Origin of the sequence: Pseudomonas sp. MWU13-2862 (assembly GCF_023242495.1) — a bacterium.
Taxonomy (GTDB): Bacteria; Pseudomonadota; Gammaproteobacteria; order Pseudomonadales; family Pseudomonadaceae; genus Aquipseudomonas; species Aquipseudomonas gingeri_D.
In genome coordinates, this window is the sequence record NZ_JALMEZ010000014.1 from 33,943 (window position 1) to 60,068 (window position 26,126).

The 26,126-nt window shown below is 62.1% G+C and carries 26 protein-coding genes; 18 read left to right on the forward strand and 8 right to left on the reverse strand.

All coding sequences use genetic code 11. The annotated features are described in order from the left end of the window. Positions 1-41: 41 nt before the first annotated feature. Positions 42-545, reverse strand: a complete 504-nt coding sequence (locus M5C56_RS23650; protein ID WP_103497021.1) for a L,D-transpeptidase family protein — start codon at positions 543-545, stop codon at positions 42-44. 42 nt (positions 546-587) lie between these two features. After that, on the reverse strand, positions 588-1,142 hold the full coding sequence (locus M5C56_RS23655) for an NUDIX hydrolase (protein WP_103497020.1): 555 nt from the start codon (positions 1,140-1,142) through the stop codon (positions 588-590). A gap of 147 nt (positions 1,143-1,289) precedes the next feature. Between M5C56_RS23655 and M5C56_RS23660 the strand changes: the two genes are divergently transcribed. The 5 genes from M5C56_RS23660 to purT all read left to right on the forward strand — a co-directional run bounded on the left by M5C56_RS23660 (position 1,290) and on the right by purT (position 4,487). Continuing rightward, entirely contained in the window at positions 1,290-1,889 is a 600-nt protein-coding gene (locus M5C56_RS23660) for a CoA pyrophosphatase (RefSeq protein WP_103497019.1), read from the forward strand. Between the two features lie 40 nt (positions 1,890-1,929). After that, a complete protein-coding gene (locus M5C56_RS23665) occupies positions 1,930-2,454 on the forward strand; it encodes a gamma carbonic anhydrase family protein (RefSeq protein WP_100944707.1) in 525 nt (174 codons plus the stop codon). Next, positions 2,451-2,657 (forward strand): DUF1289 domain-containing protein, encoded by a 207-nt coding sequence (locus tag M5C56_RS23670; protein WP_103497018.1) that lies wholly within the window; start codon positions 2,451-2,453, stop codon positions 2,655-2,657. Before M5C56_RS23665 ends, M5C56_RS23670 begins: the two co-directional genes overlap by 4 nt. A 63-nt stretch (positions 2,658-2,720) precedes the next feature. Next, a complete protein-coding gene (locus tag M5C56_RS23675) occupies positions 2,721-3,188 on the forward strand; it encodes a VUT family protein (RefSeq protein ID WP_103497017.1) in 468 nt (155 codons plus the stop codon). Between the two features lie 117 nt (positions 3,189-3,305). Further along, on the forward strand, positions 3,306-4,487 hold the full coding sequence (gene purT / locus M5C56_RS23680; protein ID WP_103497016.1) for a formate-dependent phosphoribosylglycinamide formyltransferase: 1,182 nt from the start codon (positions 3,306-3,308) through the stop codon (positions 4,485-4,487). Positions 4,488-4,641: 154 nt separating this feature from the next. Here the strand turns inward: purT and M5C56_RS23685 are convergent, their stop codons facing one another. The 3 genes from M5C56_RS23685 to ccsA all read right to left on the reverse strand — a co-directional run bounded on the left by M5C56_RS23685 (position 4,642) and on the right by ccsA (position 8,248). Continuing rightward, the gene (locus tag M5C56_RS23685) at positions 4,642-5,958 is read right to left on the reverse strand and encodes an MFS transporter (protein ID WP_103494905.1); all 1,317 of its coding nucleotides are present in this window, start codon (positions 5,956-5,958) and stop codon (positions 4,642-4,644) included. A 226-nt stretch (positions 5,959-6,184) separates the two neighbouring features. Beyond that, complete coding sequence (locus M5C56_RS23690; RefSeq protein WP_103494906.1) at positions 6,185-7,420, reverse strand: transporter associated domain-containing protein; 1,236 nt, start codon at positions 7,418-7,420, stop codon at positions 6,185-6,187. Between the two features lie 15 nt (positions 7,421-7,435). Beyond that, positions 7,436-8,248, reverse strand: a complete 813-nt coding sequence (gene ccsA, locus M5C56_RS23695; RefSeq protein WP_103494907.1) for a cytochrome c biogenesis protein CcsA — start codon at positions 8,246-8,248, stop codon at positions 7,436-7,438. Between the two features lie 197 nt (positions 8,249-8,445). Here ccsA and ffh point away from each other — a divergent pair, with 197 nt between their 5' ends. The 11 genes from ffh to M5C56_RS23750 all read left to right on the forward strand — a co-directional run bounded on the left by ffh (position 8,446) and on the right by M5C56_RS23750 (position 21,974). Next, positions 8,446-9,822, forward strand: coding sequence for a signal recognition particle protein (ffh, locus tag M5C56_RS23700; protein ID WP_100944700.1), 1,377 nt, complete (start codon positions 8,446-8,448; stop codon positions 9,820-9,822). Positions 9,823-10,074: 252 nt separating this feature from the next. Continuing rightward, complete coding sequence (gene rpsP, locus M5C56_RS23705; protein WP_017124058.1) at positions 10,075-10,326, forward strand: 30S ribosomal protein S16; 252 nt, start codon at positions 10,075-10,077, stop codon at positions 10,324-10,326. Between the two features lie 5 nt (positions 10,327-10,331). Beyond that, entirely contained in the window at positions 10,332-10,868 is a 537-nt protein-coding gene (gene rimM, locus M5C56_RS23710) for a ribosome maturation factor RimM (protein WP_103494908.1), read from the forward strand. Between the two features lie 3 nt (positions 10,869-10,871). After that, positions 10,872-11,624, forward strand: a complete 753-nt coding sequence (gene trmD, locus M5C56_RS23715) for a tRNA (guanosine(37)-N1)-methyltransferase TrmD (RefSeq protein ID WP_100944698.1) — start codon at positions 10,872-10,874, stop codon at positions 11,622-11,624. Positions 11,625-11,669: 45 nt separating this feature from the next. Next, positions 11,670-12,020 (forward strand): 50S ribosomal protein L19, encoded by a 351-nt coding sequence (gene rplS / locus M5C56_RS23720; protein WP_100944697.1) that lies wholly within the window; start codon positions 11,670-11,672, stop codon positions 12,018-12,020. Between the two features lie 228 nt (positions 12,021-12,248). Beyond that, a complete protein-coding gene (gene xerD, locus M5C56_RS23725) occupies positions 12,249-13,145 on the forward strand; it encodes a site-specific tyrosine recombinase XerD (protein ID WP_103494909.1) in 897 nt (298 codons plus the stop codon). A gap of 132 nt (positions 13,146-13,277) precedes the next feature. Further along, positions 13,278-14,009: a DsbC family protein gene (locus M5C56_RS23730; RefSeq protein ID WP_103494910.1), complete on the forward strand. Its 732-nt coding sequence runs from the start codon at positions 13,278-13,280 to the stop codon at positions 14,007-14,009. Between the two features lie 139 nt (positions 14,010-14,148). After that, the gene (locus M5C56_RS23735) at positions 14,149-15,453 is read left to right on the forward strand and encodes a homoserine dehydrogenase (protein ID WP_103494911.1); all 1,305 of its coding nucleotides are present in this window, start codon (positions 14,149-14,151) and stop codon (positions 15,451-15,453) included. A 30-nt stretch (positions 15,454-15,483) separates the two neighbouring features. Further along, entirely contained in the window at positions 15,484-16,893 is a 1,410-nt protein-coding gene (gene thrC / locus M5C56_RS23740; protein WP_103494912.1) for a threonine synthase, read from the forward strand. 203 nt (positions 16,894-17,096) lie between these two features. Further along, positions 17,097-20,621, forward strand: a complete 3,525-nt coding sequence (locus tag M5C56_RS23745; RefSeq protein ID WP_103494929.1) for a transporter substrate-binding domain-containing protein — start codon at positions 17,097-17,099, stop codon at positions 20,619-20,621. Between the two features lie 87 nt (positions 20,622-20,708). Continuing rightward, the gene (locus tag M5C56_RS23750) at positions 20,709-21,974 is read left to right on the forward strand and encodes an EAL domain-containing response regulator (protein WP_103494913.1); all 1,266 of its coding nucleotides are present in this window, start codon (positions 20,709-20,711) and stop codon (positions 21,972-21,974) included. A gap of 12 nt (positions 21,975-21,986) precedes the next feature. On the opposite strand, the gene M5C56_RS23755 is transcribed toward M5C56_RS23750, so the two are convergent. Beyond that, entirely contained in the window at positions 21,987-22,667 is a 681-nt protein-coding gene (locus M5C56_RS23755) for a response regulator transcription factor (protein WP_103494914.1), read from the reverse strand. Positions 22,668-22,836: 169 nt separating this feature from the next. Between M5C56_RS23755 and M5C56_RS23760 the strand changes: the two genes are divergently transcribed. After that, complete coding sequence (locus M5C56_RS23760; protein ID WP_103494915.1) at positions 22,837-23,127, forward strand: DUF3509 domain-containing protein; 291 nt, start codon at positions 22,837-22,839, stop codon at positions 23,125-23,127. A gap of 162 nt (positions 23,128-23,289) precedes the next feature. On the opposite strand, the gene M5C56_RS23765 is transcribed toward M5C56_RS23760, so the two are convergent. Beyond that, a complete protein-coding gene (locus M5C56_RS23765) occupies positions 23,290-24,189 on the reverse strand; it encodes a TIGR02285 family protein (protein ID WP_103494916.1) in 900 nt (299 codons plus the stop codon). Between the two features lie 51 nt (positions 24,190-24,240). Then, the gene (locus M5C56_RS23770) at positions 24,241-25,440 is read right to left on the reverse strand and encodes a CaiB/BaiF CoA-transferase family protein (protein WP_103494917.1); all 1,200 of its coding nucleotides are present in this window, start codon (positions 25,438-25,440) and stop codon (positions 24,241-24,243) included. A gap of 138 nt (positions 25,441-25,578) precedes the next feature. Here M5C56_RS23770 and M5C56_RS23775 point away from each other — a divergent pair, with 138 nt between their 5' ends. Further along, on the forward strand, positions 25,579-26,121 hold the full coding sequence (locus tag M5C56_RS23775; protein WP_100944687.1) for a YaeQ family protein: 543 nt from the start codon (positions 25,579-25,581) through the stop codon (positions 26,119-26,121). Positions 26,122-26,126: the final 5 nt, after the last annotated feature.

Here is a 26,126-nt window from a genome sequence, read left to right on the forward strand (position 1 = left end):
GACGGGCGTCGGATAAATCAGTGGTATCAGGGTGGTTCGGCTCAGGGACGGATTTCCACCAGGGTGCCGTCCTTGACCAGGTTCCAGACCTCGCGCATGTCGACGTTACGCATGGCTACGCAGCCGTCGGTCCAGTCCAGGGTGTGGAACAGCTGTTCCGGGTAGTCCTCGGAATCCGGGGTGCCGTGGATCATGATCATATCGCCGGGGTCCACGCCTTCGCGGCGGGCGCGGGCCGAGTCGCTGATATTGGGGTAGGACAGGTGCATCGACAGGTTGTATTTGTCGCTGGTCTTGCGCCAGTCCACCCAATAGAAGCCCTCGGGCGTGCGCCGGTCGCCGGCGATGAGTTTCTGGCCCTTGGGATTTCGACCCAGGGAAATACGGTAGGTCTTCAGGGGTTTGCCATCACTGATCAGTTGCAACTGATGGGCGGACTTGAGGATCAGGACTTTCTCGATGATTTTGCCGGCCAGCGGGTCGGCGGCGGAGGCCTGGGACAGAGCGGCGAACGACAGGCAGAAGACTACTAACAACCAGCGCATTAAAACGGTATCCCTGAAGGTGAAGCGTTTCTGATTATCGGGTTATTGGTCGTTGCCGCGTGGCACCATGGGCGGCACGGCTTCGCTGCGAACCGGGTATTGCTGGTTCGGGCGGTCGGCGAAGAAGCATTCCAGGGTCCGTCCGACGGTCCTGAACGCCAGTTCGGACCAGGGGATCTCGTGTTCTTCGAACAGCCGTACTTCCAGGCTTTCTTCGCCGGCGGCAAATTCCAGGTCCACCAGTTCGGCACGGTAGAACACATGTACCTGGTTGATATGCGGCACGTCGATCAACGTATAGATGCTCAGGTTGCGCACCTGCGCGCAAGCCTCTTCCAGGGTTTCCCGGCGAGCGGCCTGTTCCACGGTCTCGCCGTTTTCCATAAAACCGGCGGGCAGGGTCCAGTAACCCCGGCGCGGCTCGATGGCACGGCGGCAGAGCAGGACCTGGGTGCCCCAGACCGGCAGGCAGCCGGCGACGATATTGGGGTTCTGGTAATGAATGGTGTCGCAGTGGTCGCAGACGAAGCGCAGGCGCGTGTCGCCCTCGGGTATGCGTTGACTCACCGGTTTGCCGCACTGGCTACAGAACTTCATGCTGGATTCTCTTGGCAATGCGCCTATCTTCGCGTGGGTGGCGGTCTGTCGGCAAGTTGTGCTTTCGCGACATGGCAACGTCCGGGACTTGGGCCAGTCACTTCTTTTGGTGCATGATGCCGGGTAAGTCGCAAATCGAGATCAGCCATGCTGGATGAGTTACTTCGACGGATAAGCAGCCATACGCCCCGCCCCCTGGAAACGGACCGTCGTTTTCCCGAGGCGGCGGTACTGGTGCCTATTACCCGCAGTGACGAGCCGGAGTTGGTGCTGACCCTGCGCGCCAGCGGTCTGTCGACCCACGGCGGCGAAGTGGCCTTTCCCGGCGGGCGCCGTGATCCGGAGGATCCGGACCTGATTTTCACCGCCCTGCGCGAAGCCGAAGAAGAAATCGGCCTGCCGCCGGGGCTGGTGGAGATCATCGGGCCCCTCAGCCCGTTGATCTCCCTGCACGGGATCAAGGTCACGCCTTACGTCGGGGTGGTGCCGGATTTTGTCGACTATCGGGCCAATGACGCCGAGATCGCCGCGGTGTTCAATGTACCGCTGGAGTTTTTCCGCCAGGACCCGCGTGAGCATACCCATCGTATCGACTACCAGGGCCGCAGCTGGTACGTGCCCAGCTATCGTTTTGGCGAGTACAAGATCTGGGGGCTGACGGCGATCATGATCGTCGAACTGGTCAACCTGTTGTATGACGCCCGGATCAGCCTGCACAATCCCCCGGAACGTTTTATCAACATCTAGAGCCGCCGTTCAGGTGGTCGTGAGCCTTGAGGACAACCCTATGAAATACCGTCTGGGCGATGCCCGGGTCGAGACGCATCCGCAGAGCTGGGTAGCGCCCAATGCGACCCTGGTCGGCAAGGTCCGGCTGGAGGAGGGCGCCAGTGTCTGGTTCAACGCGGTGTTGCGCGGCGACAACGAACTGATCCTGATCGGCCGCAACAGCAATGTCCAGGATGGCACGGTGATGCATACCGACATGGGCTATCCGCTGACCATCGGCACCGGGGTGACCATCGGTCATAACGCCATGCTCCATGGCTGCACGGTGGACGACTACAGCCTGATCGGTATCAACGCGGTGATCCTCAACGGCGCGAAGATCGGCAAGCACTGCATCATCGGCGCCAATGCGTTGATCGGTGAGAACAAGGAAATCCCCGACGGTTCGCTGGTGATGGGCTCGCCGGGCAAGGTGGTCCGCGAGTTGACCGAGGCGCAGAAGAAAATGCTCGAAGCCAGCGCCGCCCACTATGTGCACAACGCCCAGCGTTATGCCCGCGACCTGGCGGTTGACGAAGCATGAGCACGCCGGAACGTCCGGTGGCCTCGCCTTGTGTGAGTGTCTGTGCGCTGGATGAGCAGGACATCTGCATTGGTTGCCAGCGTACGGTCGAGGAGATCACCCGCTGGAGCCGCATGGACAACAACGAGCGCCGCGAGGTGCTGGCGCGTTGTCATGGGCGGGCCAAGGCCAGCGGCTTGCTGTGGATCCCGACAAAGTCTTGAGCTTGGCCCCGTGCGGTGGCTGAAGTACCCTGTAGGGCTCATAGACAAGGTCGTCTGCACTCCATGCTCTTTCTTCTCGCCTACATCGCCAGCGTCGTACTGATCAATTTCGCCTTCTCCGCGGCGCCGCACCTGGACATTATCTGGTCCGCTTGGGGCGGACTGGTATTTATCTTGCGGGACATGGTCCAGACCCGCTTCGGTCACGGCGCGATTGTCGCGATGATCGCGGCGCTGCTGCTGTCCTACTTCACCTCCGAGCCGGCCATCGCCCTGGCGAGCGCCACCGCCTTCGCCATCTCCGAATGCATCGACTGGCTGGTCTTCAGCATCACCAAGCGCCCGCTGCACGATCGCCTGTGGATAAGTTCGGCCCTCAGCATCCCGCTGGACACCTTTATCTTCTTCGGCCTGATCGGCGCGCTGACCCCGGGGGTGATCCTCACCGCCCTGGGCTCGAAATTCGCCGGGGTGACCTGCGTCTGGCTGGCCATGGCCTGGCGGATGCGCAAGGCGGCGCTTTCCAGCTGAAGTCAGGCCCGTTCGGTTCATGTCCCGCTCAGTTCATGTAAAATGCCGGCCTTTCTTCCCGACAGGTGCCTGATTGTCCAGGCGCCGTCGTTGATTCCGCTTCCTTGAGGACCTGAAATGACCCGTATCGGAACTCCACTGTCGTCGACCGCGACCCGCGTATTGCTCTGTGGCTGTGGTGAGCTGGGCAAGGAAGTGGTGATCGAGTTGCAGCGCCTGGGCGTCGAAGTGATCGCCGTTGACCGTTACGCCGATGCGCCGGCCATGCAGGTGGCCCATCGCAGCCACGTGATCAATATGCTCGACGGCGCGGCCCTGCGGGCGGTGATCGAGGCCGAGAAGCCGCATTTCATCGTTCCGGAAATCGAAGCCATCGCCACCGCCACCCTGGTGGAACTGGAAGCCGAAGGCTTCACCGTGGTTCCGACCGCCCGTGCCGCGCAACTGACCATGAACCGTGAAGGCATCCGTCGCCTGGCCGCCGAAGAGTTGCAACTGCCGACCTCGCCGTACCACTTCGCCGACACCTTCGAGGCCTACAGCCAGGCCGTTACGGACCTGGGCTTCCCTTGCGTGGTCAAGCCGGTGATGAGTTCTTCGGGCAAGGGCCAGAGCCTGCTGCGCAGTGTCGACGACGTGCAGAAGGCCTGGGACTACGCCCAGGAAGGCGGGCGTGCCGGTAAAGGCCGGGTGATCGTCGAGGGCTTTATCGACTTCGACTACGAAATCACCCTGCTGACCGTTCGTCATGTGGGTGGCACTACCTTCTGCGCGCCGGTCGGCCACCGTCAGGAGAAGGGTGACTATCAGGAGTCCTGGCAGCCGCAGGTCATGAGCCCGCTGGCCCTGGCCGAGTCGGAGCGGGTCGCCAAGGCGGTGACCGAGGCCCTCGGTGGGCGCGGTATGTTTGGCGTCGAGTTGTTTATCAAGGGCGACCAGGTGTGGTTCAGCGAAGTCTCGCCGCGTCCTCATGACACCGGCATGGTGACCATGATTTCCCAGGACCTGTCGCAGTTTGCGCTGCATGCCCGGGCGATTCTCGGCTTGCCGATTCCGTTGATCCGTCAGTTCGGCCCGTCGGCGTCGGCGGTGATCCTGGTGGAGGGGCAGTCGACCCAGACCGCGTTCGCCAACCTCGGTGTGGCGTTGAGCGAGCCGGATACCGCCTTGCGCCTGTTCGGCAAGCCGGAAGTCAACGGCCAGCGCCGCATGGGCGTGGCGTTGGCGCGGGACGAGTCGATCGAAGCGGCGCGGGCCAAGGCGACCCGTGCTGCTCAGGCGGTTGTGGTAGAGCTGTAAGCACGCTGACGAGCGCGGATTTGTGCCCTGCGCACAATCCGCGTTCACCACTGAACTGTAGGAGCTTGACCGTCCCTTGAAATGATTTTCAAAAAAACGGTCAAGACAGTTGCTCCTACAATAATCGTGCTTGGCGCAGAAGTGGCGCCGATCTTCAGGCCACCTTGTTCAAATCGTTGTAGCGCGTTTCCTTCAAGCAGAAAATCGCAATCAGGCTCAACGCCGCCGCCCCTGATACATACCCGCCGACCCAACTCAAACCGCCCATCGCCACCAGCTTCTGGGCAAAGAACGGTGCGGCCGAGGCCCCGACGATGCCGCCCAGGTTATACGCCGCCGATGCGCCAGTATAACGCACGTGGGTCGGAAACAGCTCCGGCAGCAATGCCCCCATCGGCGCGAAAGTAATCCCCATCAGAAACAGCTCAAGGCACAGGAACAGGGCGACGCCCGCAGTCGAGCCATGGCCCAGCAGCGGCTCCATGGTGAAACCGGACAACAGCGCCAGCACCCCGCCCAGGATCAGCACCGGCTTGCGCCCGAAACGATCGCTGGCCCAGGCCGCCAGTGGCGTGGCCGCGGCCATGAACAGCACGGCAAAACACAGCAGTCCCAGGAAAGTCTCGCGACTGTAGCCAAGGTTGGCCACGCCATAACTCAGGGAAAACACCGCCGAGATATAGAACAGTGCGTAACACACCACCATCGCCAGCGAACCGAGCAGCACCGGCGCCCAATAGCGGCTGAACAGCTCGACCAGGGGCATTTTCACCCGTTCCTGGCGGGCCATGGCATTGGCGAAGATCGGCGTCTCCTCAAGCTTGAGGCGCACATACAGGCCGACCATCACCAGCGCGGCGCTGAGCAGGAACGGAATGCGCCAGCCCCAGGAGCGGAACTGCTCGTCGCTCAAGGTCATGGCCAGGATCAGGAACAAGCCGTTGGCGGCGAGAAAACCGATCGAAGGGCCCAGTTGCGGAAACATGCCGAACCAGGCGCGCTTGCCTGCGGGGGCGTTTTCGGTTGCCAGCAACGCGGCCCCGCCCCATTCGCCGCCAAGCCCCAGGCCCTGGCCGAAGCGCAGCAGGCACAAGAGGATCGGCGCCCAGGCGCCAATGGTCGCATAGCCGGGCAGCACGCCGATCAGCGTGGTGCAGACACCCATCAGCAGCAGCGAAGCGACCAGCGTCGATTTACGCCCGATGCGATCACCGAAGTGGCCGAACAGGATCGAGCCCAGCGGGCGGGCGAGGAAGGCGATGCCGAAGGTCAGGAAGGCCGAGAGCATCTGCGCGGTGCCGTCGGTCTGCGGGAAAAACACCGGCCCGATCACCAGGGCGGCGGCGGTGGCATAGACGTAGAAGTCGTAGAACTCGATGGCCGTGCCAATAAAGCTGGCGGTCGCCACTCTCGAGGTCGAATTCAGCGGTTTGCTCGGCGTGGCAGTGTCAAAGGTGCTGCTGGAGGTCATTGCGGGCGTCCCTGAAAGTCTTGCGCGTGCGAATTATTAGTATTGAACGCCCAGGGATAAGGGCTGGTTCCGGCGCGACAGGCTGTGAGTGTCGGCGGCGGATTCATGACAAGGCATTGCTGGCCGGAGGAGGCCAGGTGCGGGTAAGCGGGCGTTCCGGCGGGGCTGGATAAGCCCGCCCGATTATAGGAATGCGTCTATCGATCAAACAAGGGGGCAGGCTGTATCAAGGCGCAACCGGGACCGAACTGGTGTGCCAGACCAGCACCCGGCTGACCCGATTGTCCTCGGTCTCGAGGATTTCCAGGCGGTAGCGGCCGATCTTCAGGCACACGGCGCTCTCCGGGATGGTTTCCAGGGCTTCGGTCACCAGACCGTTGAGGGTTTTCGGGCCGTCGCTGGGCAGGTGCCAGCCCAGGCTCTTGTTCAGTTCGCGAATCGACGCGGCCCCTTCGATCACCAGCCGGCCATCGGGCTGGGGATGGATGTGCGGGTTGTCGAGGCTGTGCTCGCTTTCGAACTCGCCAACGATTTCTTCCAGGATATCTTCCAGGGTGACGATGCCCAGCACCTCGCCGTATTCGTCCACCACCATGCCCAGGCGCCGTTGCTGCTTGTGAAAATTCAGCAGTTGCAGTTGCAGCGGCGTGCTTTCCGGGACGAAGTACGGTTCGTGGCAGGCGGCGAGCAGGGCGGCTTTGGTGAGGTTGGCATCGAACAGCAGATTGAGGATCTGGCGGGTATTGATCACCGCCTCGACCTGGTTGATATCGTTGTGGAACACCGGCAGGCGGGTACGGCGGTTCTTCAGCAACTGTGCGGTGATTTCCTCGATGGAGTCGTCGAGGTTGATCCCGTCCACTTCGCTGCGCGGTACCAGGATGTCGTTGACCGTGATGTTGTCCAGCGCCTTGATACTCGACAGCGACGGGCTGCGTGGCGGGTGCTCCGGTTCATCTTCCGGATCGAGGGGCGGCTGGTCTTCATCGCTCTGCTTGACCGTGCCGGCCTTGCTGATAAAGGGCCGCAGCAGCAACTGGGCGATGCCGTTGAGCAGCCAGGCCACGGGGTAGAGGATCTTCAGCGGAATGCCCAGCAGGGCATTGCCGGTGGCCAGGATCGGTTCGGGATAACGGACGGCGAGCAGGCGCGGCAGGTAGTCGGCGAAGACCAGCAGCAACACCGTGGCGCCGAGGCAGGCCAGCCAGGGCCCATGCTGGCCCCACTCCAGGATTGACAGCAGGGTGCCGATGATCACGACCACGACCCGGCACAGGGTATTGCACAGGATCAGGCTGTCGCGGGGGAACTTCATCCTGGCGGTGGGTTTTTCACCCGTGCGTGAAGCCGGGCGCAGGGCGGCGATTTGTTGCTGTGCGACTTCGATGGCGGTAAACAGCGCCGACCAGAGAATCAGCAGGGCCAATACGGCGAGCATTGGCCCGGCGGGCAAGTTGTCCATGGTCTTGTGTGCCCGTCAGATATGCAGGATGTATTCGCGGACCAGCTTGCTGCCGAAATAGGCCAGCATCAGCAGGCAGAAACCGGCCAGGGTCCAGCGGATCGCCTTGTGCCCGCGCCAGCCGAGACGATTGCGCCCCCACAGCAGCACGCTGAACACCACCCAGGCCAGACAGGCCAGCAGGGTCTTGTGCACCAGGTGCTGGGCGAACAGGTTCTCGACGAACAGCCAGCCGGAGATCAGCGACAGCGACAACAGGCTCCAGCCGGCCCAGAGGAAACCGAACAGCAGGCTTTCCATGGTTTGCAGCGGCGGGAAGTTGCGGATCAGCCCGGAAGGGTGCTTGTTTTTCAGCTGACGGTCCTGCAGCAGCAGGAGCAGGGCCTGGAACACCGCGATGGTGAACATGCCGTAGGCCAGGATCGACAGCAGGATATGGGCGAGGATCCCCGGTTCCTCGTCGATGATCTGCACCGTGCCCGAGGGCGCGAACTGCGCTAGCAGCACCGTCAGCAGGCCCAGCGGAAACAGCAGGAGCAGCAGGTTTTCCACCGGAATGCGCGAGCAGGCCACCAGGGTCAGGGCGATCACGGCGACGGCGATCAGGCTGGCGGCGTTGAAAAAGTCCAGGCCCAGGCCGATCGGGGTCATCAGGTGGGTGAGCAGGCTCACCGCGTGGGCGATCACGGCGACTACGCCGAGTCCGACCAGCAGGCGTTTGTTCGCCTTGGCGCCCTGGCGCAGGCGGGTGCCCTGATAGAGGGTCGCAGCGGCGTAGACGAAGGCGGCGGCGAGGCTGGTCAGCAAACTGGGTGACAAAGGGAGCATAAGTCCTGTTAGGCAAGCCCGAAAGACGCTGAGTTTGGCATAGAACCCCCGGTCCACGAAAGACCGTGGCGCTAGTGGCGGCATGCAGTCTCCGCTATAATCCGCGACCTGCCCACGCCGCAGGCTCGCCAGGCGCTGTTTTTCCTTGTTCCGGCAGCCATCACTTCGGTCTCCATAAGGGCCTCAAAGGATCGCGCATGTTTGAAAACCTGACCGACCGTCTCTCGCAGACGCTGCGCCATGTCACCGGCAAGGCCAAGCTGACCGAGGACAACATCAAAGACACCCTGCGTGAAGTGCGCATGGCGTTGCTCGAAGCCGACGTCGCCCTGCCGGTGGTGAAGGACTTCGTCAATTCGGTCAAGGACCGCGCGGTCGGCACCGAGGTGTCGCGCAGCCTGACCCCGGGCCAGGCGTTCGTGAAGATCGTCCAGGCCGAACTCGAAAGCCTGATGGGCGCCGCCAACGAAGACCTCAACCTCAGCGCCGTGCCGCCTGCGGTGGTGTTGATGGCCGGTCTGCAGGGCGCGGGTAAAACCACCACCGTCGGCAAGCTGGCGCGCTTCCTTAAAGAGCGCAAGAAAAAAACCGTGATGGTGGTCTCGGCCGACGTTTACCGTCCGGCGGCCATCAAACAGCTGGAAACCCTGGCTGGCGACATCGGGGTGACCTTCTTCCCGTCCGATCTGAGCCAGAAGCCGGTGGACATCGCCGAAGCGGCGATCAAGGAAGCCCGCCTCAAGTTCATCGACGTGGTCATCGTCGACACCGCCGGTCGTCTGCACATCGATGACGAGATGATGGCCGAGATCAAGCAGCTGCACGCGGCGATCAAGCCCGTGGAGACGCTGTTCGTGGTCGACGCCATGACCGGCCAGGACGCCGCCAACACGGCCAAGGCGTTTGGCGATGCGCTGCCGCTGACCGGGGTGATCCTGACCAAGGTCGACGGCGACGCCCGTGGCGGTGCCGCGCTGTCGGTACGGGCCATCACCGGCAAACCGATCAAATTTATCGGTATGGGCGAGAAGAGCGAAGCGCTCGAGCCCTTCCACCCGGAGCGGATTGCCTCGCGCATCCTCGGCATGGGCGACGTGCTCAGCCTGATCGAGAAGGCCGAGCAGACCCTCGACAAGGACAAAGCCGACAAACTGGCTAAAAAGCTGAAGAAAGGCAAAGGCTTCGACCTCGAAGACTTCCGCGACCAGCTGCAACAGATGAAGAACATGGGCGGCCTCGGTGGCCTGATGGACAAGCTGCCGAATATCGGCGGGGTCAATCTGGCGCAGATGGGCAATGCCCAGGGCGCGGCCGAGAAGCAGTTCAAGCAGATGGAAGCCATCATCAACTCCATGACCCCGGCCGAGCGCCGCGACCCTGAGCTGATCAGCGGTTCGCGCAAGCGTCGGATCGCCATGGGCTCCGGCACCCAGGTGCAGGACATCGGACGCTTGATCAAGCAGCACAAGCAGATGCAGAAGATGATGAAGAAATTCTCCGCCAAAGGCGGTATGGCCAAGATGATGCGCGGCATGGGCGGTATGTTGCCCGGCGGCGGCATGCCGAAAATGTAAAAGATTCGCGTCGACCTGACGGTCGGCGCTACCCCCGCAGGGATGCGGGGGATCGCCAGTAAACCCGCGTTCAGCGGGAGCTGACCTGCCGTTTTAACGACGGCTCTATGGCAAATCCAGATTGCACGGCGCCGGGCGCCGGAAAAAGTCATTTGCAAAAGTCCGTATATTCCTTAGAATATGCGGCCTTTCGGGCACCCATGCCCGCTGTGCATTTAGATTTGCAGCACCGACTACAGGAACGATGTTCACATGCTAACAATCCGTCTTGCCCTTGGCGGCTCCAAAAAGCGCCCGTTTTACCACCTGACCGTAACCGACAGCCGCAACGCTCGTGACGGTTCGCACAAAGAACAAGTGGGTTTCTTCAACCCGGTTGCTCGTGGTCAGGAAGTTCGTCTGTCCGTGAACCAAGAGCGCGTAGCCTACTGGCTGAGCGTTGGTGCACAACCTTCTGAGCGTGTTGCTCAGTTGCTGAAGGAAAACGCTAAGGTTGCGGCCTGAGCAATATGAACGCGACGCCGGCCTCTACCGATGATTTGATCGTTATCGGCAAGATCTATTCCGTTCATGGCGTTCGCGGCGAAGTGAAGGTTTATTCCTTTACTGATCCAATTAAAAACCTGTTGGACTACAAAACCTGGACGCTCCGGCGCGAAGGCAGCGTGAAACAGGTGGAGCTGGTCAGCGGACGCGGGAACGACAAGTTCCTGGTCGCAAAGCTCAAGGATCTCGATGATCGTGAAGAAGCGCGTCTTCTGGCCGGTTATGAGATCTGCGTGCCGCGCAACCTGTTCCCAGACCTGACCGACGGCGAGTACTACTGGTACCAGCTGGAAGGTCTCAAGGTCATCGACACCCTCGGACAACTGTTCGGGAAAATCGATCACCTGCTGGAGACTGGCTCGAATGATGTCATGGTGGTCAAGCCTTGCCCGGGCAGCCTGGATGATCGCGAACGCCTGTTGCCCTATACCGAGCAATGCGTGTTGGCTGTCGACCTGGTCGCTGGCGAGATGAAGGTGGATTGGGACGCGGACTTCTAAGCGATGGCTAGCCTACGCGTAGAAGTGATCAGTTTGTTTCCCGAAATGTTTTCCGCCATCAGCGACTACGGCATCACCAGTCGTGCGGTGAAACAGGGGCTCTTGCAGCTGACCTGTTGGAATCCGCGGGACTACACGACGGATCGACATCACACTGTGGATGATCGCCCATTTGGCGGTGGTCCGGGCATGGTGATGAAGATCAAGCCCCTTGAGGACGCCCTGGTTCAGGCCAAGGCAGCGGCAGGGGAGGCGGCGAAGGTGATTTACCTGTCGCCCCAAGGCCGGCAACTGAATCAGTTGGCGGTACGCGACCTGGCGAAAGAGGAAGCCTTGATCCTCATTGCAGGTCGTTATGAAGGCATTGACGAGCGCTTTATAGATGCTCATGTCGATGAAGAGTGGTCGATTGGGGACTATGTTCTTTCCGGTGGCGAGCTGCCGGCGATGGTCCTGATAGATGCGGTTACACGGCTGCTGCCCGGAGCTTTAGGGCATGCGGACTCCGCGGAGGAAGATTCCTTCACGGATGGTTTGCTGGATTGCCCGCACTACACCCGTCCGGAGGTGTATGCGGATCAGCGTGTTCCCGACGTGTTGCTCAGTGGCAACCACGCACATATCCGGCGTTGGCGTCTGAAGCAGTCCCTTGGCAGGACCTCGGAACGACGCGCCGATCTTCTGGAAAGCCGCTCGCTTTCTGGAGAAGAGAAGAAGCTGCTCGAGGAATACATCCGCGAGCGGGACGATAGTTAACAACGTATCGATGGTAGATCGAACGATTTACCTTAGGAGCACAGCATGACTAACAAAATCATTCTGCAACTCGAAGCCGAGCAGATGACCAAAGAGATCCCTACCTTTGCCCCGGGCGACACCATTGTCGTTCAGGTGAAAGTGAAGGAAGGCGACCGTTCGCGTCTGCAAGCGTTCGAAGGCGTGGTAATTGCCAAGCGTAACCGCGGTGTGAACAGCGCGTTCACCGTACGTAAAATCTCCAACGGTGTTGGCGTAGAGCGTACTTTCCAGACCTACAGCCCGCAAATCGACAGCATGGCTGTCAAGCGTCGCGGTGATGTACGTAAGGCCAAGCTGTACTACCTGCGTGACCTGTCGGGTAAAGCAGCTCGCATCAAGGAAAAACTGGCTTAAGTCCAGCTTCCGATGCAGAAAAAAGCAGCCTACGGGCTGCTTTTTTGCATTTCGGGTTTTGAAAAAGCCGTTTGCCGCTGTCACAGTTGGGTTGCAGTGAACACCTTGTAGGAGCTGGCTTGCCGGCGAGAGGCCCTTGAGACGTGCAGCGCCTATCCGGACGCCATCGCCGGCAAGCCAGCTCCCACAATGCTCACCTGCTTATCGCCTTTTGCTTTTCGAGCCCTTATGCCCGCCATCGATCACCCGCTTATCGACCAGTTTCTCGACGCCCTGTGGCTGGAAAAAGGTCTGTCCGACAATACCCGTGACGCTTATCGCAGCGATCTGGCGCTGTTCAACGGCTGGTTGCAGAAAAAAGGCCTGGAGCTGGACAAGGCCGGCCGTGAGCTGATCCTCGATCACCTGGCCTGGCGCCTGGAGCAGGCCTATAAACCGCGCTCCACCGCGCGCTTTCTCTCCGGTGTGCGCGGCTTCTATCGTTACCTGTTACGTGAAAAGCTGATTGCCGTCGACCCGACCTTGCAGGTCGAGATGCCGCAATTGGGGCGGCCATTGCCCAAATCCCTGTCGGAAGCGGATGTGGAGGCGCTGCTGGCCGCCCCGGATCTGGGCGAGGCCATCGGCCAGCGCGACCGGGCCATGCTCGAAGTGCTCTACGCCTGTGGGCTGCGGGTCACCGAACTGATCAGCCTGACCCTGGAACAGGTCAACTTGCGCCAGGGCGTGTTGCGGGTCATGGGCAAGGGCAGCAAGGAGCGGCTGGTACCCATGGGCGAAGAGGCGATTGTCTGGGTTGAACGCTATATGCGCGATGCTCGCATCGAACTGCTCGGTGGACGCCCCAGCGATGTACTGTTCCCCAGCCAGCGCGGCGAGCAGATGACCCGCCAGACCTTCTGGCACCGGATCAAGCACCAGGCCAAGGTCGCCGGGATCGGTAAATCGTTGTCGCCGCACACCTTGCGTCATGCCTTCGCCACGCACCTGCTCAACCACGGCGCCGACCTGCGGGTGGTGCAGATGTTGCTCGGCCACAGCGACCTGTCGACCACGCAGATCTACACCCATGTGGCCCGTGCGCGGTTGCAGGATATGCATGCCAAACATCACCCGCGCGGCTAAGCTACACAGGGGTTCGGCCCCGCCGGGCTTATGTGATAGGCTCTATCGGTTTGCAAAGCGGGCGCTTGAAACCGATCAGTTTCCCCGCGGTCGTATCAGCCTCGGCCCCTTTGCCCGCCTTCAGGAGTTCCCATGCGTTTGACCCAGATTTTCGCCGCTGCTGCCCTCGCCCTGGTCAGCTCCCTGGCCTTGGCCGACGACACCGCCGAGCAGGCGATTCGCAAGAGCCTCGAAAGCCTTCAACTGGAAACCCCGGTGGAGAGCATCAGCGCCAGCCCCCTGGCCGGTCTCTATGAGGTCCGGCTCAAGGGCAGCCGCGTGCTCTACGCCAGCGCCGACGGCCAGTTCGTCATGCAGGGCTACCTGTTCCAGCTCAAGGACGGCAAGCCGGTCAACCTCACCGAGAAAACCGAACGCCTGGGCGTGTCCAAGCTGATCAACGGTATTCCGGTGGCCGAAACCGTGGTCTACCCGGCCATCGGCGAAACCAAGTCGCATATCACCGTGTTCACCGACACCACCTGCCCGTACTGCCACAAGCTGCATGCCGAAGTGCCGGCGCTGAACAAGATGGGCATTGAAGTGCGCTACGTCGCGTTCCCGCGCCAGGGTCTCGGCTCGCCGGGCGACGAGCAGTTGCAGGCGGTCTGGTGCTCGGCCGACAAGAAAGCGGCGATGGACAAGATGGTCGAAGGCGATGACATCAAGGCCGCCAAGTGCGCCAACCCGGTTTCCAAGCAATTCGCCCTCGGTCAATCCATTGGTGTCAATGGCACGCCGGCAATTGTTTTGGCCGATGGTCAGGTAATTCCGGGCTACCAGCCGGCGGCACAAGTTGCCAAACTGGCACTGTCCGCCAAGTAATTCAGCCTCGTCACGTTCAACCTGTGACGAGCATGGCCCGCGGGACAGGGTTCCCGGGTCATCAATAGCGAGCCGCTGGCAGTCCAGCGGCTGTTTTCCACGGCCGACCTCGTGTCGGCCGTTTCATGGGGAGTTCAGAGTGAAACCGGTCAAAGTAGGCATCTGTGGGTTAGGTACCGTCGGTGGCGGCACCTTCAACGTACTTCAGCGTAACGCCGAGGAGATTGCCCGCCGTGCCGGGCGTGGAATCGAAGTGGCTCAGATTGCCATGCGTACGCCAAAGCCTCAGTTCCAGACCACCGGTATTGCGATTACCCACGATGTCTTCGAAGTGGCGAGCAACCCAGAAATCGATATCGTCGTCGAACTGGTGGGCGGCTACACCGTTGCCCGCGAGCTGGTGCTCCGCGCCATCGAGAACGGCAAGCATGTGGTCACCGCGAACAAGGCGCTGATCGCCGTGCACGGCAATGAAATCTTCGCCAAGGCCCGCGAGAAGGGCGTGATCGTTGCGTTCGAAGCTGCCGTGGCCGGTGGTATCCCGGTGATCAAGGCGATTCGCGAAGGCCTCTCGGCCAACCGTATCAACTGGGTCGCCGGTATCATCAACGGCACCGGTAACTTCATCCTCACCGAAATGCGCGAGAAGGGCCGTACCTTTGAAGACGTGCTGGCCGAAGCCCAGGCCCTGGGTTACGCCGAAGCCGATCCGACCTTCGACGTCGAAGGCATCGATGCCGCGCACAAGCTGACGATCCTGGCGTCCATTGCTTTCGGTATCCCGCTGCAATTCGACAAGGCCTACACCGAAGGCATCACCAAGCTCACCACCGCCGACGTCAACTACGCCGAGGCCCTGGGCTACCGCATCAAGCACCTGGGCGTGGCCCGCAGCACCGCCGCCGGTATCGAGCTGCGCGTGCACCCGACGCTGATCCCGGCCGACCGCCTGCTGGCCAACGTCAATGGCGTGATGAACGCGGTGATGGTCAATGGCGACGCTTCCGGTTCGACCCTGTTCTACGGGGCCGGTGCCGGCATGGAACCGACCGCCTCGTCGGTCATCGCCGACCTGGTGGACGTGGTTCGCGCCATGACCAGCGACCCGGAAAACCGTGTACCGCACCTGGCCTTCCAGCCGGACTCGCTGTCGGCCCACCCGATCCTGCCGATCGAAGAGTGCGAAAGCGCCTACTACCTGCGCATCCAGGCCAAGGACCACCCGGGCGTGCTGGCCCAGGTCGCGAGCATCCTGTCGGAGCGCGGCATCAATATCGAATCGATCATGCAGAAGGAAGTCGAAGAACACGACGGCCTGGTGCCGATGATCCTGCTGACCCACCGCGTGCGCGAACAGCATATCAACGACGCCATCGCAGCGCTGGAGGCCCTGCAAGGCGTGGTCGGCCCTGTCGTGCGGATCCGTGTCGAGCACTTGAACTAAGCCGGCGCTGCCGATCAAGAGGAATTTTTCATGCGTTACATCAGTACCCGTGGCCAGGCACCGGCCCTGAACTTCGAAGACGTGCTGCTGGCGGGGCTAGCCAGCGACGGCGGCCTCTATGTGCCGGAAAACCTGCCGCGCTTCACCCAGGAGGAAATCGCTTCCTGGGCCGGCCTGCCGTATCACGAACTGGCGTTCCGTGTCATGCGCCCGTTCGTCACCGGCAGCATTCCGGATGCGGACTTCAAGAAGATCCTTGAGGAAACCTACGGCGCCTTCTCCCATGGCGCCGTGGCACCGCTGCGCCAACTGAACGGCAACGAATGGGTGCTGGAGCTGTTCCACGGCCCGACCCTGGCGTTCAAGGACTTCGCCCTGCAACTGCTCGGTCGCCTGCTCGACTACGTGCTGGCCAAACGCGGCGAGCGCGTGGTGATCGTCGGCGCGACTTCCGGTGATACCGGCTCGGCCGCCATCGAAGGCTGCAAGCACTGCGAGAACGTCGACATCTTCATCCTCCACCCGCACAACCGGGTGTCCGAGGTGCAGCGTCGGCAGATGACCACCCTGTTCGGCGACAACATCCACAACATCGCCATCGAAGGCAACTTCGACGACTGCCAGGAAATGGTCAAGAACAGCTTCGCCGACCAGAGCTTCCTCAAGGGCACACGCCTGGTCGCGGTGAACTCGATCAACTGGGCGCGGATCATGGCCCAGATCGTCTACTACTTCCACGCCGCCCTGCAACTGGGCGGCCCGGCCCGTTCGGTGGCGTTCTCGGTGCCGACCGGCAACTTCGGCGATATCTTCGCCGGCTACCTGGCACGCAACATGGGCCTGCCGATCAGCCAACTGATCGTCGCGACCAACCGCAACGACATCCTGCACCGCTTCATGAGCGGCAACCAGTACGTCAAGGACACCCTGCACGCGACCCTGTCGCCGTCCATGGACATCATGGTCTCGTCGAACTTCGAACGCCTGCTGTTCGATCTGCATGGGCGCAACGGCGCGGCCATCGCCGGGCTGATGGACACCTTCAAGCAGGGTGGCGGTTTCAGTGTCGACCAGGACCGCTGGAGTGAAGCACGCAAGCTGTTCGACTCCCTGGCCGTGGATGATGCCCAGACCTGCGAGACCATCGCCGAGGTTTTCGCCCAGAGCGGTGAGGTCCTCGATCCGCACACCGCCATCGGCGTGCGCGCGGCCCGTGAGTGCCGGCGCAGCCTGGACATCCCGATGGTGATCCTGGGGACCGCGCATCCGGTCAAATTCCCTGAGGCTGTGGAGAAGGCTGGCGTAGGAAAAGCACTCGAACTACCTGCGCACCTTTCCGATTTGTTTGAGCGAGATGAGCGTTGCACCGTCTTGGCCAATGACTTGAAAGTCGTCCAGGCCTTTGTCAGCCAGCATGGTAACCGTGGTAAGCCGCTCTGACAGACTAGAACGGTCACACATTAAAGCCCGCCCCTTGGCGGGCTTTATCGTTTTCGCATGTCAAACTTGCCTTGTTTTTTTGCCATTTCCTGAAATGGACCGAAGGGGGCAGGTAGTTCGTCATGGTGTTTTTGGGTCGATCCATACAATCCGTTCTGGCCAGTCTGTGCGGGTGGCTGTTGCTCTGCGTGCCCGTCAGTGCGATGGCGGCCCAGGGCCTGCCGTTCAGCCTGCCGCCGTCGTTCGTCGAGGTCGACCGGCTGTCCCTGAGCCCGGAGGAGGAGCAATGGCTGGGGCCCGAACGGATCTTGCGGGTGGGGATTTCGGTTGCCGACTATGAACCCGTCGACATCACCAACGATCGCAACCGCTACCAGGGCATCAGTGCCGATTACGTCGGGCTGATCCGCGATCGCCTGGGGGTTGAAGTCCAGGTCCTCGGCTTCGGCGAGCGCGACCAGGCGGTCGAGGCCCTGCGCAGCGGGCAGATCGATATCCTCACCAGTGCCAACGGTTACGAGCGAGGCGTGCCCGGGTTGACGTTCTCCAGCGACTATATGCCGGACCGTTCGGTGATCGTCGGCCGCGTCGGCGGTCATGGCTTTCACGATCTGAACGGCAAGAAGGTGGTGCTGCTCGACGGTTACGCCGACGCCCAGGTGGTACACGCCACCTACCCGCAGAGCGAAATCATCCTCGCCCCGACCCTCTACAGTGCCCTGGAGGCGTTGTCCCAGGGCGAGGTCGAGGCGTTTATCGGTAACGAGGTGATTGTCCGCGCCTACAAGAGCCTGCGGCCCTACATGGGCGTGCACATCAAGGACAAGAGCGACTTGCCGCCGATTGGCTTCGCCTTTGCCACGCGTGAGTCCGATCATGTGCTCAGCGCTCTGGTGGAGCGGGTCCTGGACAATACCGACAACGCCACGCGGCGGGAGATCCTCGCCCGCTGGACCACCGGCTTCGGCTCGGACATCACCCAGCAGCGCATCAGTCTCACCGCCGCGGAGCGGGCCTGGATCGACCGTCACCCCAAGGTCACGGTGGTGGCCCAGCCGTATCCGCCGCATATCTACAAGGATGGTCACAACCGTTGGGTCGGCCTCAATCCGGACCTGTTGTCGCGCATTTCGCGCATGACCGGCCTGCAGTTCGAGTTCCGCGAAACCGGCTCCACGGCTGAAAGCGTCGATCTGCTTCACGATGGCAAGGCGTTGATGAGCACCACGCTGGCCGAAAGTGTCGAGCGCAAGACCTTCCTGAACTTCACCTATGCCTTTGGCGGCAGCGCCTGGGTGTTCGTGGTGCGCGTGCACGACTCGCCCCTCGGCTCGCTCTCGCAGTTGTCCGGGCGGGTGCTGGTGATGCCGGAGAAACATGCGCTGGAGCCGATGATCCGCAAGAACTACCCGGATATCCAACTGATCACGGTGAAGACGCCGGAGGAGGCCAGGGCGATGGTCGAGCGCGGCGAGGCGACCGCGACGATCCAGAGCGATACGCGGGCCTACCTGTATCCACCCGGACGGCTGAAGGTCGGGCGCAGTGTCGAGGGACTCTGGTCGGCGGACAGTTTCTCGGTGGTCAAGACCGAGCCGGAACTGCTCAGTATCCTGAACAAGGCCCTGGAGGCGTTTCCCGTGGCCGAGCTGCGCGCGTTGCGGATCAAATGGCATGGCGCGATCGGCGTGGCGCCGATGCGTCCGGTCTGGGAGCGGGTGCCGCGCTGGGTCTATGGCCTGACGGCGGTGATGATCCTGCTGGGGGGCGTGTCCCTGGCCTGGAACCGCCGACTGAACGTCCAGATTCGCCAGCGCCGCCGGGCCGAACAGGAGCTCAGCGATCAGCTGGCCTTCCAGCGCGCCTTGCTGGACGGTATCCCCAATCCCATCTTCGTGCGCGACCTGGACGGTCGCCTGATAACCTGCAACCGCAGTTACGAGGAACGTTTTGCCACCACCCTGGAGCAGGTACAGGGCCGACGGATCACCGAAGTGGATATTTTGCCCCAGGCCACCGCGGAGCAACTGCATGCCGAGTTTATCCAGTTGTTCGAGACCCAGCAGCCGCTGTTCCAGGACCGCCAGCTCGACTTCGCCAGCGGCCGGATCGATATCTATCAGTGGATGGTGCCGTTCTACTCGGCGGAGGCGCAGTTGCAGGGACTGCTCGGTGGTTGGATCGACATCACCGAACGCAAGCAGCTCGAGGCCCAGCTGATGGAAGCGCGCCAGCAGGCGGAGCAGGCCAACCAGGCCAAGAGCGCGTTCCTGGCCACCATGAGTCATGAGATCCGCACCCCCATGGTGGCCATCATCGGCCTGCTCGAACTCGAGCGCGAGCAGGCTCGGGCCAATGGACAGGAACTCTCCCAGGCGCTGCAGGTGGCGTATCAATCGGCGCAGGAACTGACGGCCTTGATCGGCGACAGCCTCGATCTGGCGAAGATCGAGGCCGGCGGCATGCACCTGGCGTTGCGTGCCGGTTCCCTGGTCGGGTTTCTGGAAAGCGTGCTGCAACTGTTCGAGGCCGCGGCGCGGGGCAAGGGCATTGAGCTGAGCCTGGAGGTAGAGCCAGGGCTGGAGGGGGATTACTGGTTCGATCCGCTGCGTTTGCGCCAGGTGTTGAACAACCTGATCGGCAATGCGCTGAAATTCACCGCCGAGGGCTTCGTGCACATTCACGTGCGCAGTGTGTCGTGCACCGCGGACCTGGAAACCCTGCGCATCAGCATCGAAGACAGCGGCAAGGGGATCGGCCTCGAACAGCAGAAGACGCTCTTCGCGCCCTTTGTCCAGATCCGTGGTCAGGCCGATGAAGAATATGGCGGCACGGGCCTGGGCTTGAGTATCTGCAAGCAACTGGTGGAGTTGATGGGCGGCAGTATCCTCTTGTTGAGCCGGCCGGGAGATGGCACGCGGGTGCGTATCGAGCTGGCGCTCAAGCCCGTGGAGCAGGCCCCGGCCGCGCCTGCCGCAGTGGAGGAGTCCAGGCCTCGGCTGCCGTCGCTCAAGCTGTTGATTGTCGACGACCTGTCCGCCAACTGCCTGGTGCTCAAGCAGCAGTTGAGCTTTCTCGGCCAGCAGGTCGTTGCCTGCCAGAGTGGCGAGGCGGCGTTACAGGCCTTGCAGCAGGAACCGTTCGATCTGGTGATCACCGATTGCAATATGCCGGACATGAGCGGCTATGCGCTGGCCGAGGCGATACGCCGGATCGAGTCCGAGGAGCGGCGTCCGCCGTGCCCGGTGGTCGGTTGCACGGCCAATGCCATGAGCGACGAACGCCAACGCTGCCTGCAGGCGGGCATGACCGAACTGCTGGTCAAGCCGGTTTCCCTGGACGAGCTGGCGCAACTGCTGGCGAGCATCGTGCCCGGGCGTTCCTTTGATATTCAGGCCCTGAGCGCCATGACCTGTGCCAATGCCGAGGTCATGCGCCGCATGTTGCTGGAGCTGCGCAAGAATCTCGAACAGGAGCGCGGGGCCCTGGAGGTCGCGGCCGAGTTGCACAACTGGGAAGGCCTGGCGGTGGCGGTCCATCGGCTCAAGGGCATCGCCTGTCTCATCGATGCCATCGCCCTGGCCCATGCCTGCGCCGACCTCGACAGCTGCGTGCGGCTCAAGTCCAACGAACGGGTGGCGGCGGACTGGCAGGCACTCAAGCAGGCCATCGAACGGGTGCTGGAGGATATCGAGCCGCATCTGCAGGCGGATATCCCGGCATTTTAGGACTTGTCCTATGGGGCGCGGGTGGGCGGTTGATTAAAGTCGAGGGTCATTGCGGACCACGACCGCCTCATTTTGTGGAGACCCTCGATGCGCGCACTCAAAGTCCTGATTCTTGAAGACAACTCTTTTCAACTGATGGCCCTGCACCAGATGCTCAATGCCACCGGCGTATTTGATGTGCTGACGGCGGAAAATGTCGAGAGTGCACGCCAGTCGTTGGCCAATCGCGGCCCTATCGATGTGGCCATCTGCGACCTGCAACTGGAGGCGGGTGACGGCCTGGAGTTGATTCGTTCCCTGGCCGAGGGGCGGGAAGCGCAGGCACTGATCATTCTCAGCAGTGCCGAGCAGGAGGTGCTCGAGGGGGCTGCGCATATGGCACGCCAGCAGGGGCTGCATGTCCTCGGCTGCCTGCGCAAACCGGCGTCGGCCCCGGCCCTGGCGGACTTGCTGGCGAGCTACCAGCAACGTTTCGCCCGGCAGCGCCCTGGCCTGCCGCTGGCCCAGGTCTGCGAGTTGCTGTCGCTGCACGAACTCCAGGCCTGCGCCGGGGCTTCGGCTATCGAAAAATACGCGACCGCGCACTTTCAGCCCAAGCTGACCCATGACGGTCGAGTCGCCGGGGTCGAGGTGTTGCCGCGCTGGCAGCATCCGGAGCAAGGCCTGTTGCTGCCTGGCAGTTTCATGCCGGTACTGGAGTACGCGGGGCTGGCGCAGCCGCTGGTCTGGCAGGTGCTGGAGTTGGCGGTGAGTCTGTCGGCCGAGGTGCGTTTCGCCACGGATGAGGCCTTGCCGGTGGCGGTGAGTATTCCGGGGAGTCTGCTGGAGCAACTGGACTTCGCCGAGCGGCTGAAGGCCTTGCTGGAGCGCTTCGAGTTACCCGCCGAGCGCTTGACCCTTGAGGTCCTGGAAACCACCGAGTCCGGCAGCAGCGTTGCGCTGACTGAAGGCTTGCTGAGGTTGCGCATGCTGGGCTGCCAGCTGTCCGTCGGCGATTTCGGCATGGGCGGCGGCAGCCTGCAGCGCCTGCTCGAACTGCCTTTCACCGAACTGAAGATCACCGCGCCCTTCGTGGTCGGGATGGCCGCGGATTCACGCAAGTCGGCGATTGTCGCCGGAGCCTTGCGCATGGCGCGGGGCATGAACTTGCAGGTGGTGCTCAGCGGGATCGAGAGCGAAAGCGACTACCAGGCCGTCATGGCCCTGGGCGACTCGCTGGTTCAGGGGGACTTCGTCGCCGTGTCCATGAGCCGCGCCGAACTCTTGTCCTGGCTTGAAGTGGCGGGGTTCGGCCCGGTTTACCCCTTGGCCGGGCCTTTGAAACACGCCGCCCTGCACAGCGTCAATCTGTAGCGTCCGACCCACTCAGGCCAGGCCATGTTCCTGCAGGTAGAGAAACAACGCCGCATCGTTGGACAGGCCGAGCTTGCGCATGGCGCTGACCTTCTGCGCACTCACCGTCTGCTTGCTGCGACATAACTGCGTGGCGATTTCACCGACGGTGCGCCCGGCCGCCAGCAGGCGTGTCACCTCCAGCTCCCGGGGTGAAAGTTGCTCCTGGTCGCCCAGGCGGTGTTCGCCGACCTCGCCGGCCAGCGCCAGGGTCTGGCGAATCGAGTTGGCCACATAGGGCCGTCGGCGGTGGACCTGGGCGATGGCCTCCGGCAGCTCGGCGGCCAGGCTGGCCTTGCTCAGCAGTCCCATGACCCCGAGATCGAGAATGGAGCGGAACAGCCCGGCGTTGTTGAGCATGGTCACCACCACGACCGGCAGTTGCGGGTGTTGCCGAGTCACGCTTTCAAGCATGCGCAGGCCGTCGCTCTGCTGTTCGACCGGCATCATGAAGTCGGTGACCAGTACCTCGCAGGTACAACCTTGCAGAAGCTCCAGAAGATCCTCTGGCGAGCTGGCCTCGCCGACCACACTCAGTCCGGGATCGCGTTCGAGGACGGCGCGCAGGCCGATCAGGAAAATCGGATGATCGTCTGCCAGGATGATGCGCAAAGGCGGCGGGGACGCTGAATTTCGTTGTTTTCTCTCTGTCATCTTTCTCGTTCATGCTCGCAATGGAACGGTAGACGCAGCGTCTTGAGGCGCGGCTTCTACCGATATCAGGTTAGCTGGCTTGACGAACTTTCTTCTCTGACTGGCGGTCTTTGACTCCAGCCCCCTTGTTTTTGACCTGTCGGGTTTTGACTATTGAGTGGTGATCGAGATGGAAAGTATCAGTCTGTTGCTGAATGAAGCATTGAGTCCTTATCCCGTCACCCTGACGCCCTCGGGAAGTCACGGTGAGTGTCTGCTGACCGTGAACAGTCGCGCCGGCCTGATCCTGGTGACCCGTGAAATCAGCCAGGCGCAACTCAACGACAAGCGCTTGTTGACCGATGTGGTCGATGGGCTGCATCGCGACCTGCGCATTGCCGAAGGACGCCTGGAACCCTGCGTCATCGCGGCCTTGCGTCATGCGGCTGAGGACAAGATGTTCCGCTCGGCTCGAGTGTAGAATTTTTTGGGGAACCTTTTTTCCGAAAGGGGTGTCAGATTTATAACGGCAGGATCAGGCATTGTGCTCCGGTGCTTGTAGCTTGTCGTACTGGTCTTTGTAGGCCACGTTTAACCCCGAGTCGTTTCCCCACTTCTCGGGGTTTCTTTTGTCTGGCGTTTGTCACTGGTCCTCAGGCGCCAGGAAAAACTGCCTGGCGTCTTCCCGATAGCTGTCCCGTTGTTGCGGGTCGAGCCATTGCACATAGAAATCGAGCAACTGATGCTGGCGCACTTCACGCAGGATCTGGTTGATGTGCGCGACAGCCGTGCGCCCCTGCTCCGTGTCCGAGCAACCGACGCGAATAAACTGGTACTTGGCGGTGCCCTTGAGCCGATAGAACGCCAGGCTCTCGGTGGCGATACCTTGTTGCTGGGCCAGGTAGCGGACTTCCGGCCAGTAGCCGAGTAGCGCGGTCAAGCGTCCGAGACGCTGCATTTGCAACAGGTTGCCGAGGGCATCGTTGCCGAAATGCGGCGTCAGGTGGGTCGCGGCTGTCCGTTGCAACAGATCGTCGATCGACTGGCCGTAGCTGCGTCCAGCGACAATCCCCAGTTTGAGCTGGTCGCTGGCCAGCAGGGCGGCGAGGTCGACCTCACCGTCCTGGACAAACGGCTCGATCAGCCGACGGTCCTCCTGGCGTACCACCAGCCCGTTGCTGGCCAGGCCGAGGCTGGGAATCGAGAAGACAATTTTCTTGGTTCGCTCCGCGGTCCAGAGCAGGACCGGGTCGCAGGTGAACGAAGGCTCGGCGAGCATCTGCATGGCCCGCGCGCGGTTGACCCGGAAGGATGTGTACTCGTACTCGGGCATGGCGGCGGTCAACAGCTGGCGCAGCTGATCGATGGCGCCCAGGCCTTTTTGCGGGCCGTCGAAAATGGTCAGTGGCGGCAGGTCCCGCAGCAGCCAGATCAGCGTGTCCTTGGCCTCGGCAACGCTCGGCAGGGCGCAGGCGAGCGCCGCCAGCAGGGCGAGGGCTGGTCGTCGACAGAGCACGTGTTGCCAGAGAAATCGAGGACTCATGAGGTCCATACCTTCTGCGCAGTCAGGTCAAAGTCTTGCCACCACGGCATCCTAGATAGCGCCGCTATCGCGCAAGCGGGCAATCTGCGCGGCGTCATAACCGAGGCTAGCCAATATCGGGGTGTTGTGCTCGCCCAGTTCCGGTCCTACCCATTCGCTGGAGCCCGGGGTCTCCGACAGTTTCGGCACAATCCCCGGCATCTTGAAAGCCTTGCCGTCGGGCAGCTTGGCCTGGATAAACATTTCCCGGGCGAGAAACTGCGGGTCGCTGAACATGTCTTCGGCGCTGTAGATCCGGCTGGCCGGCACCTCGGCCTGGTTCAAGGTGGTGAGCACCGCGTCCAGCGATTGGCTGTTCACCCAGCGATCGATCACGCCATAGAGTTCGTCACGCCGGCTGTCGCGGCCATCATTGCTGGTCAGTACCGGGTCGTCCGCCAGGTCGTTGCGGTCGATGGCTTGCATGAAGCGCTTGAAGATCGCATCGCCATTGGCGCCGATCTGCACATGCTTGCCATCGGCCGTGGTGTGGATCGAAGAGGGCGTGATCCCCGGCATGATGTTGCCGGTGCGCTCGCGGATAAAGCCGAACACATCGAACTCCGGGACCATGCTTTCCATCATGGCGAAGATCGCTTCGTACAAGGCTACGTCCACCACCTGGCCATTGCCGCCGTTGACTTCGCGATGACGCAGGGCCATGAGCGCGCCGATCACGCCCCAGAGCGCGGCAATCGAGTCACCGATGGAAATCCCGGTGCGCACCGGTGGGCGGTCCTCGAAGCCGGTGATATAGCGCAAGCCGCCCATGGACTCACCGACCGCGCCGAAGCCTGGTTGATCCTTCATCGGTCCGGTCTGGCCGAAGCCCGACAGGCGCACCATCACCAGTTTCGGGTTCAGCGCATGCAAGGTTTCCCAGCCGAGACCGAGCTTTTCCAGCACGCCGGGGCGGAAGTTCTCGATCAGGATGTCCGCGTCGCTCAGCAACTGCTTGAGGATGGCCAGGCCGTCCGGGTGTTTCAGGTTCAGGGTCAGGGATTGTTTGTTGCGCGCCTGGACAAACCACCACAGCGAGGTGCCCTCGTAGAGCTTGCGCCATTTGCGCAGCGGGTCGCCGCCGTCCGGCGATTCGACCTTGATCACCTGGGCGCCGAATTCGGCGCAGATGCGGGAGGCGAAAGGGCCGGCGATCAGGGTACCGAGCTCAATGACCTTCAGGCCGGAAAGGGGTTTGGCGGTGAGCGGCATGGTAGATCCTGTAGGACAACACGGGGCAATAGAGCCTTTTATCATGGCTGGCGCCATCCGCATAACTGCGAGCAGTCGTTGCTTGCCCCGCGTATCGGTTAGACTGGCCGCCTTTCCTCGTCCTTAGAAGCCCTGTTCATGGCCCAGCCGTCCACGACCTACAAATTCAACCTGAACCTCACCGACCTGGATCGCGGGGTCTATGAGAGCGTCAACCAGACCATCGCCCGCCACCCGTCGGAAACCGAGGAACGCATGACCGTGCGTCTGCTGGCCTACGCCTTCTGGTACAACGAGCAGCTGTCCTTTGGTCGGGGTCTGTCGGAAGTGGATGAGCCGGCACTGTGGGAAAAGAGCCTGGATGATCGTGTACTGCATTGGATCGAAGTCGGCCAGCCGGACGCCGATCGCCTGACCTGGTGCTCCCGTCGTACCGAGCGTACCAGCCTGTTGGCCTACGGCAGCCTGCGGGTCTGGCAGACCAAGGTGGTCGACGCGGTGAAGAACCTGAAGAACGTGAATATCGCCGCCGTGCCCCAGGAAATCCTCGAGACCCTGGCCAAGGACATGCCGCGGGTGATCAAGTGGGACGTGATGATCAGCGAAGGCACGATCTTCGTCACCGACGATCGTGGCCAGCATGAAGTCCAGCTGGAATGGCTGATGGGCGAGCGCGGTTAATTATT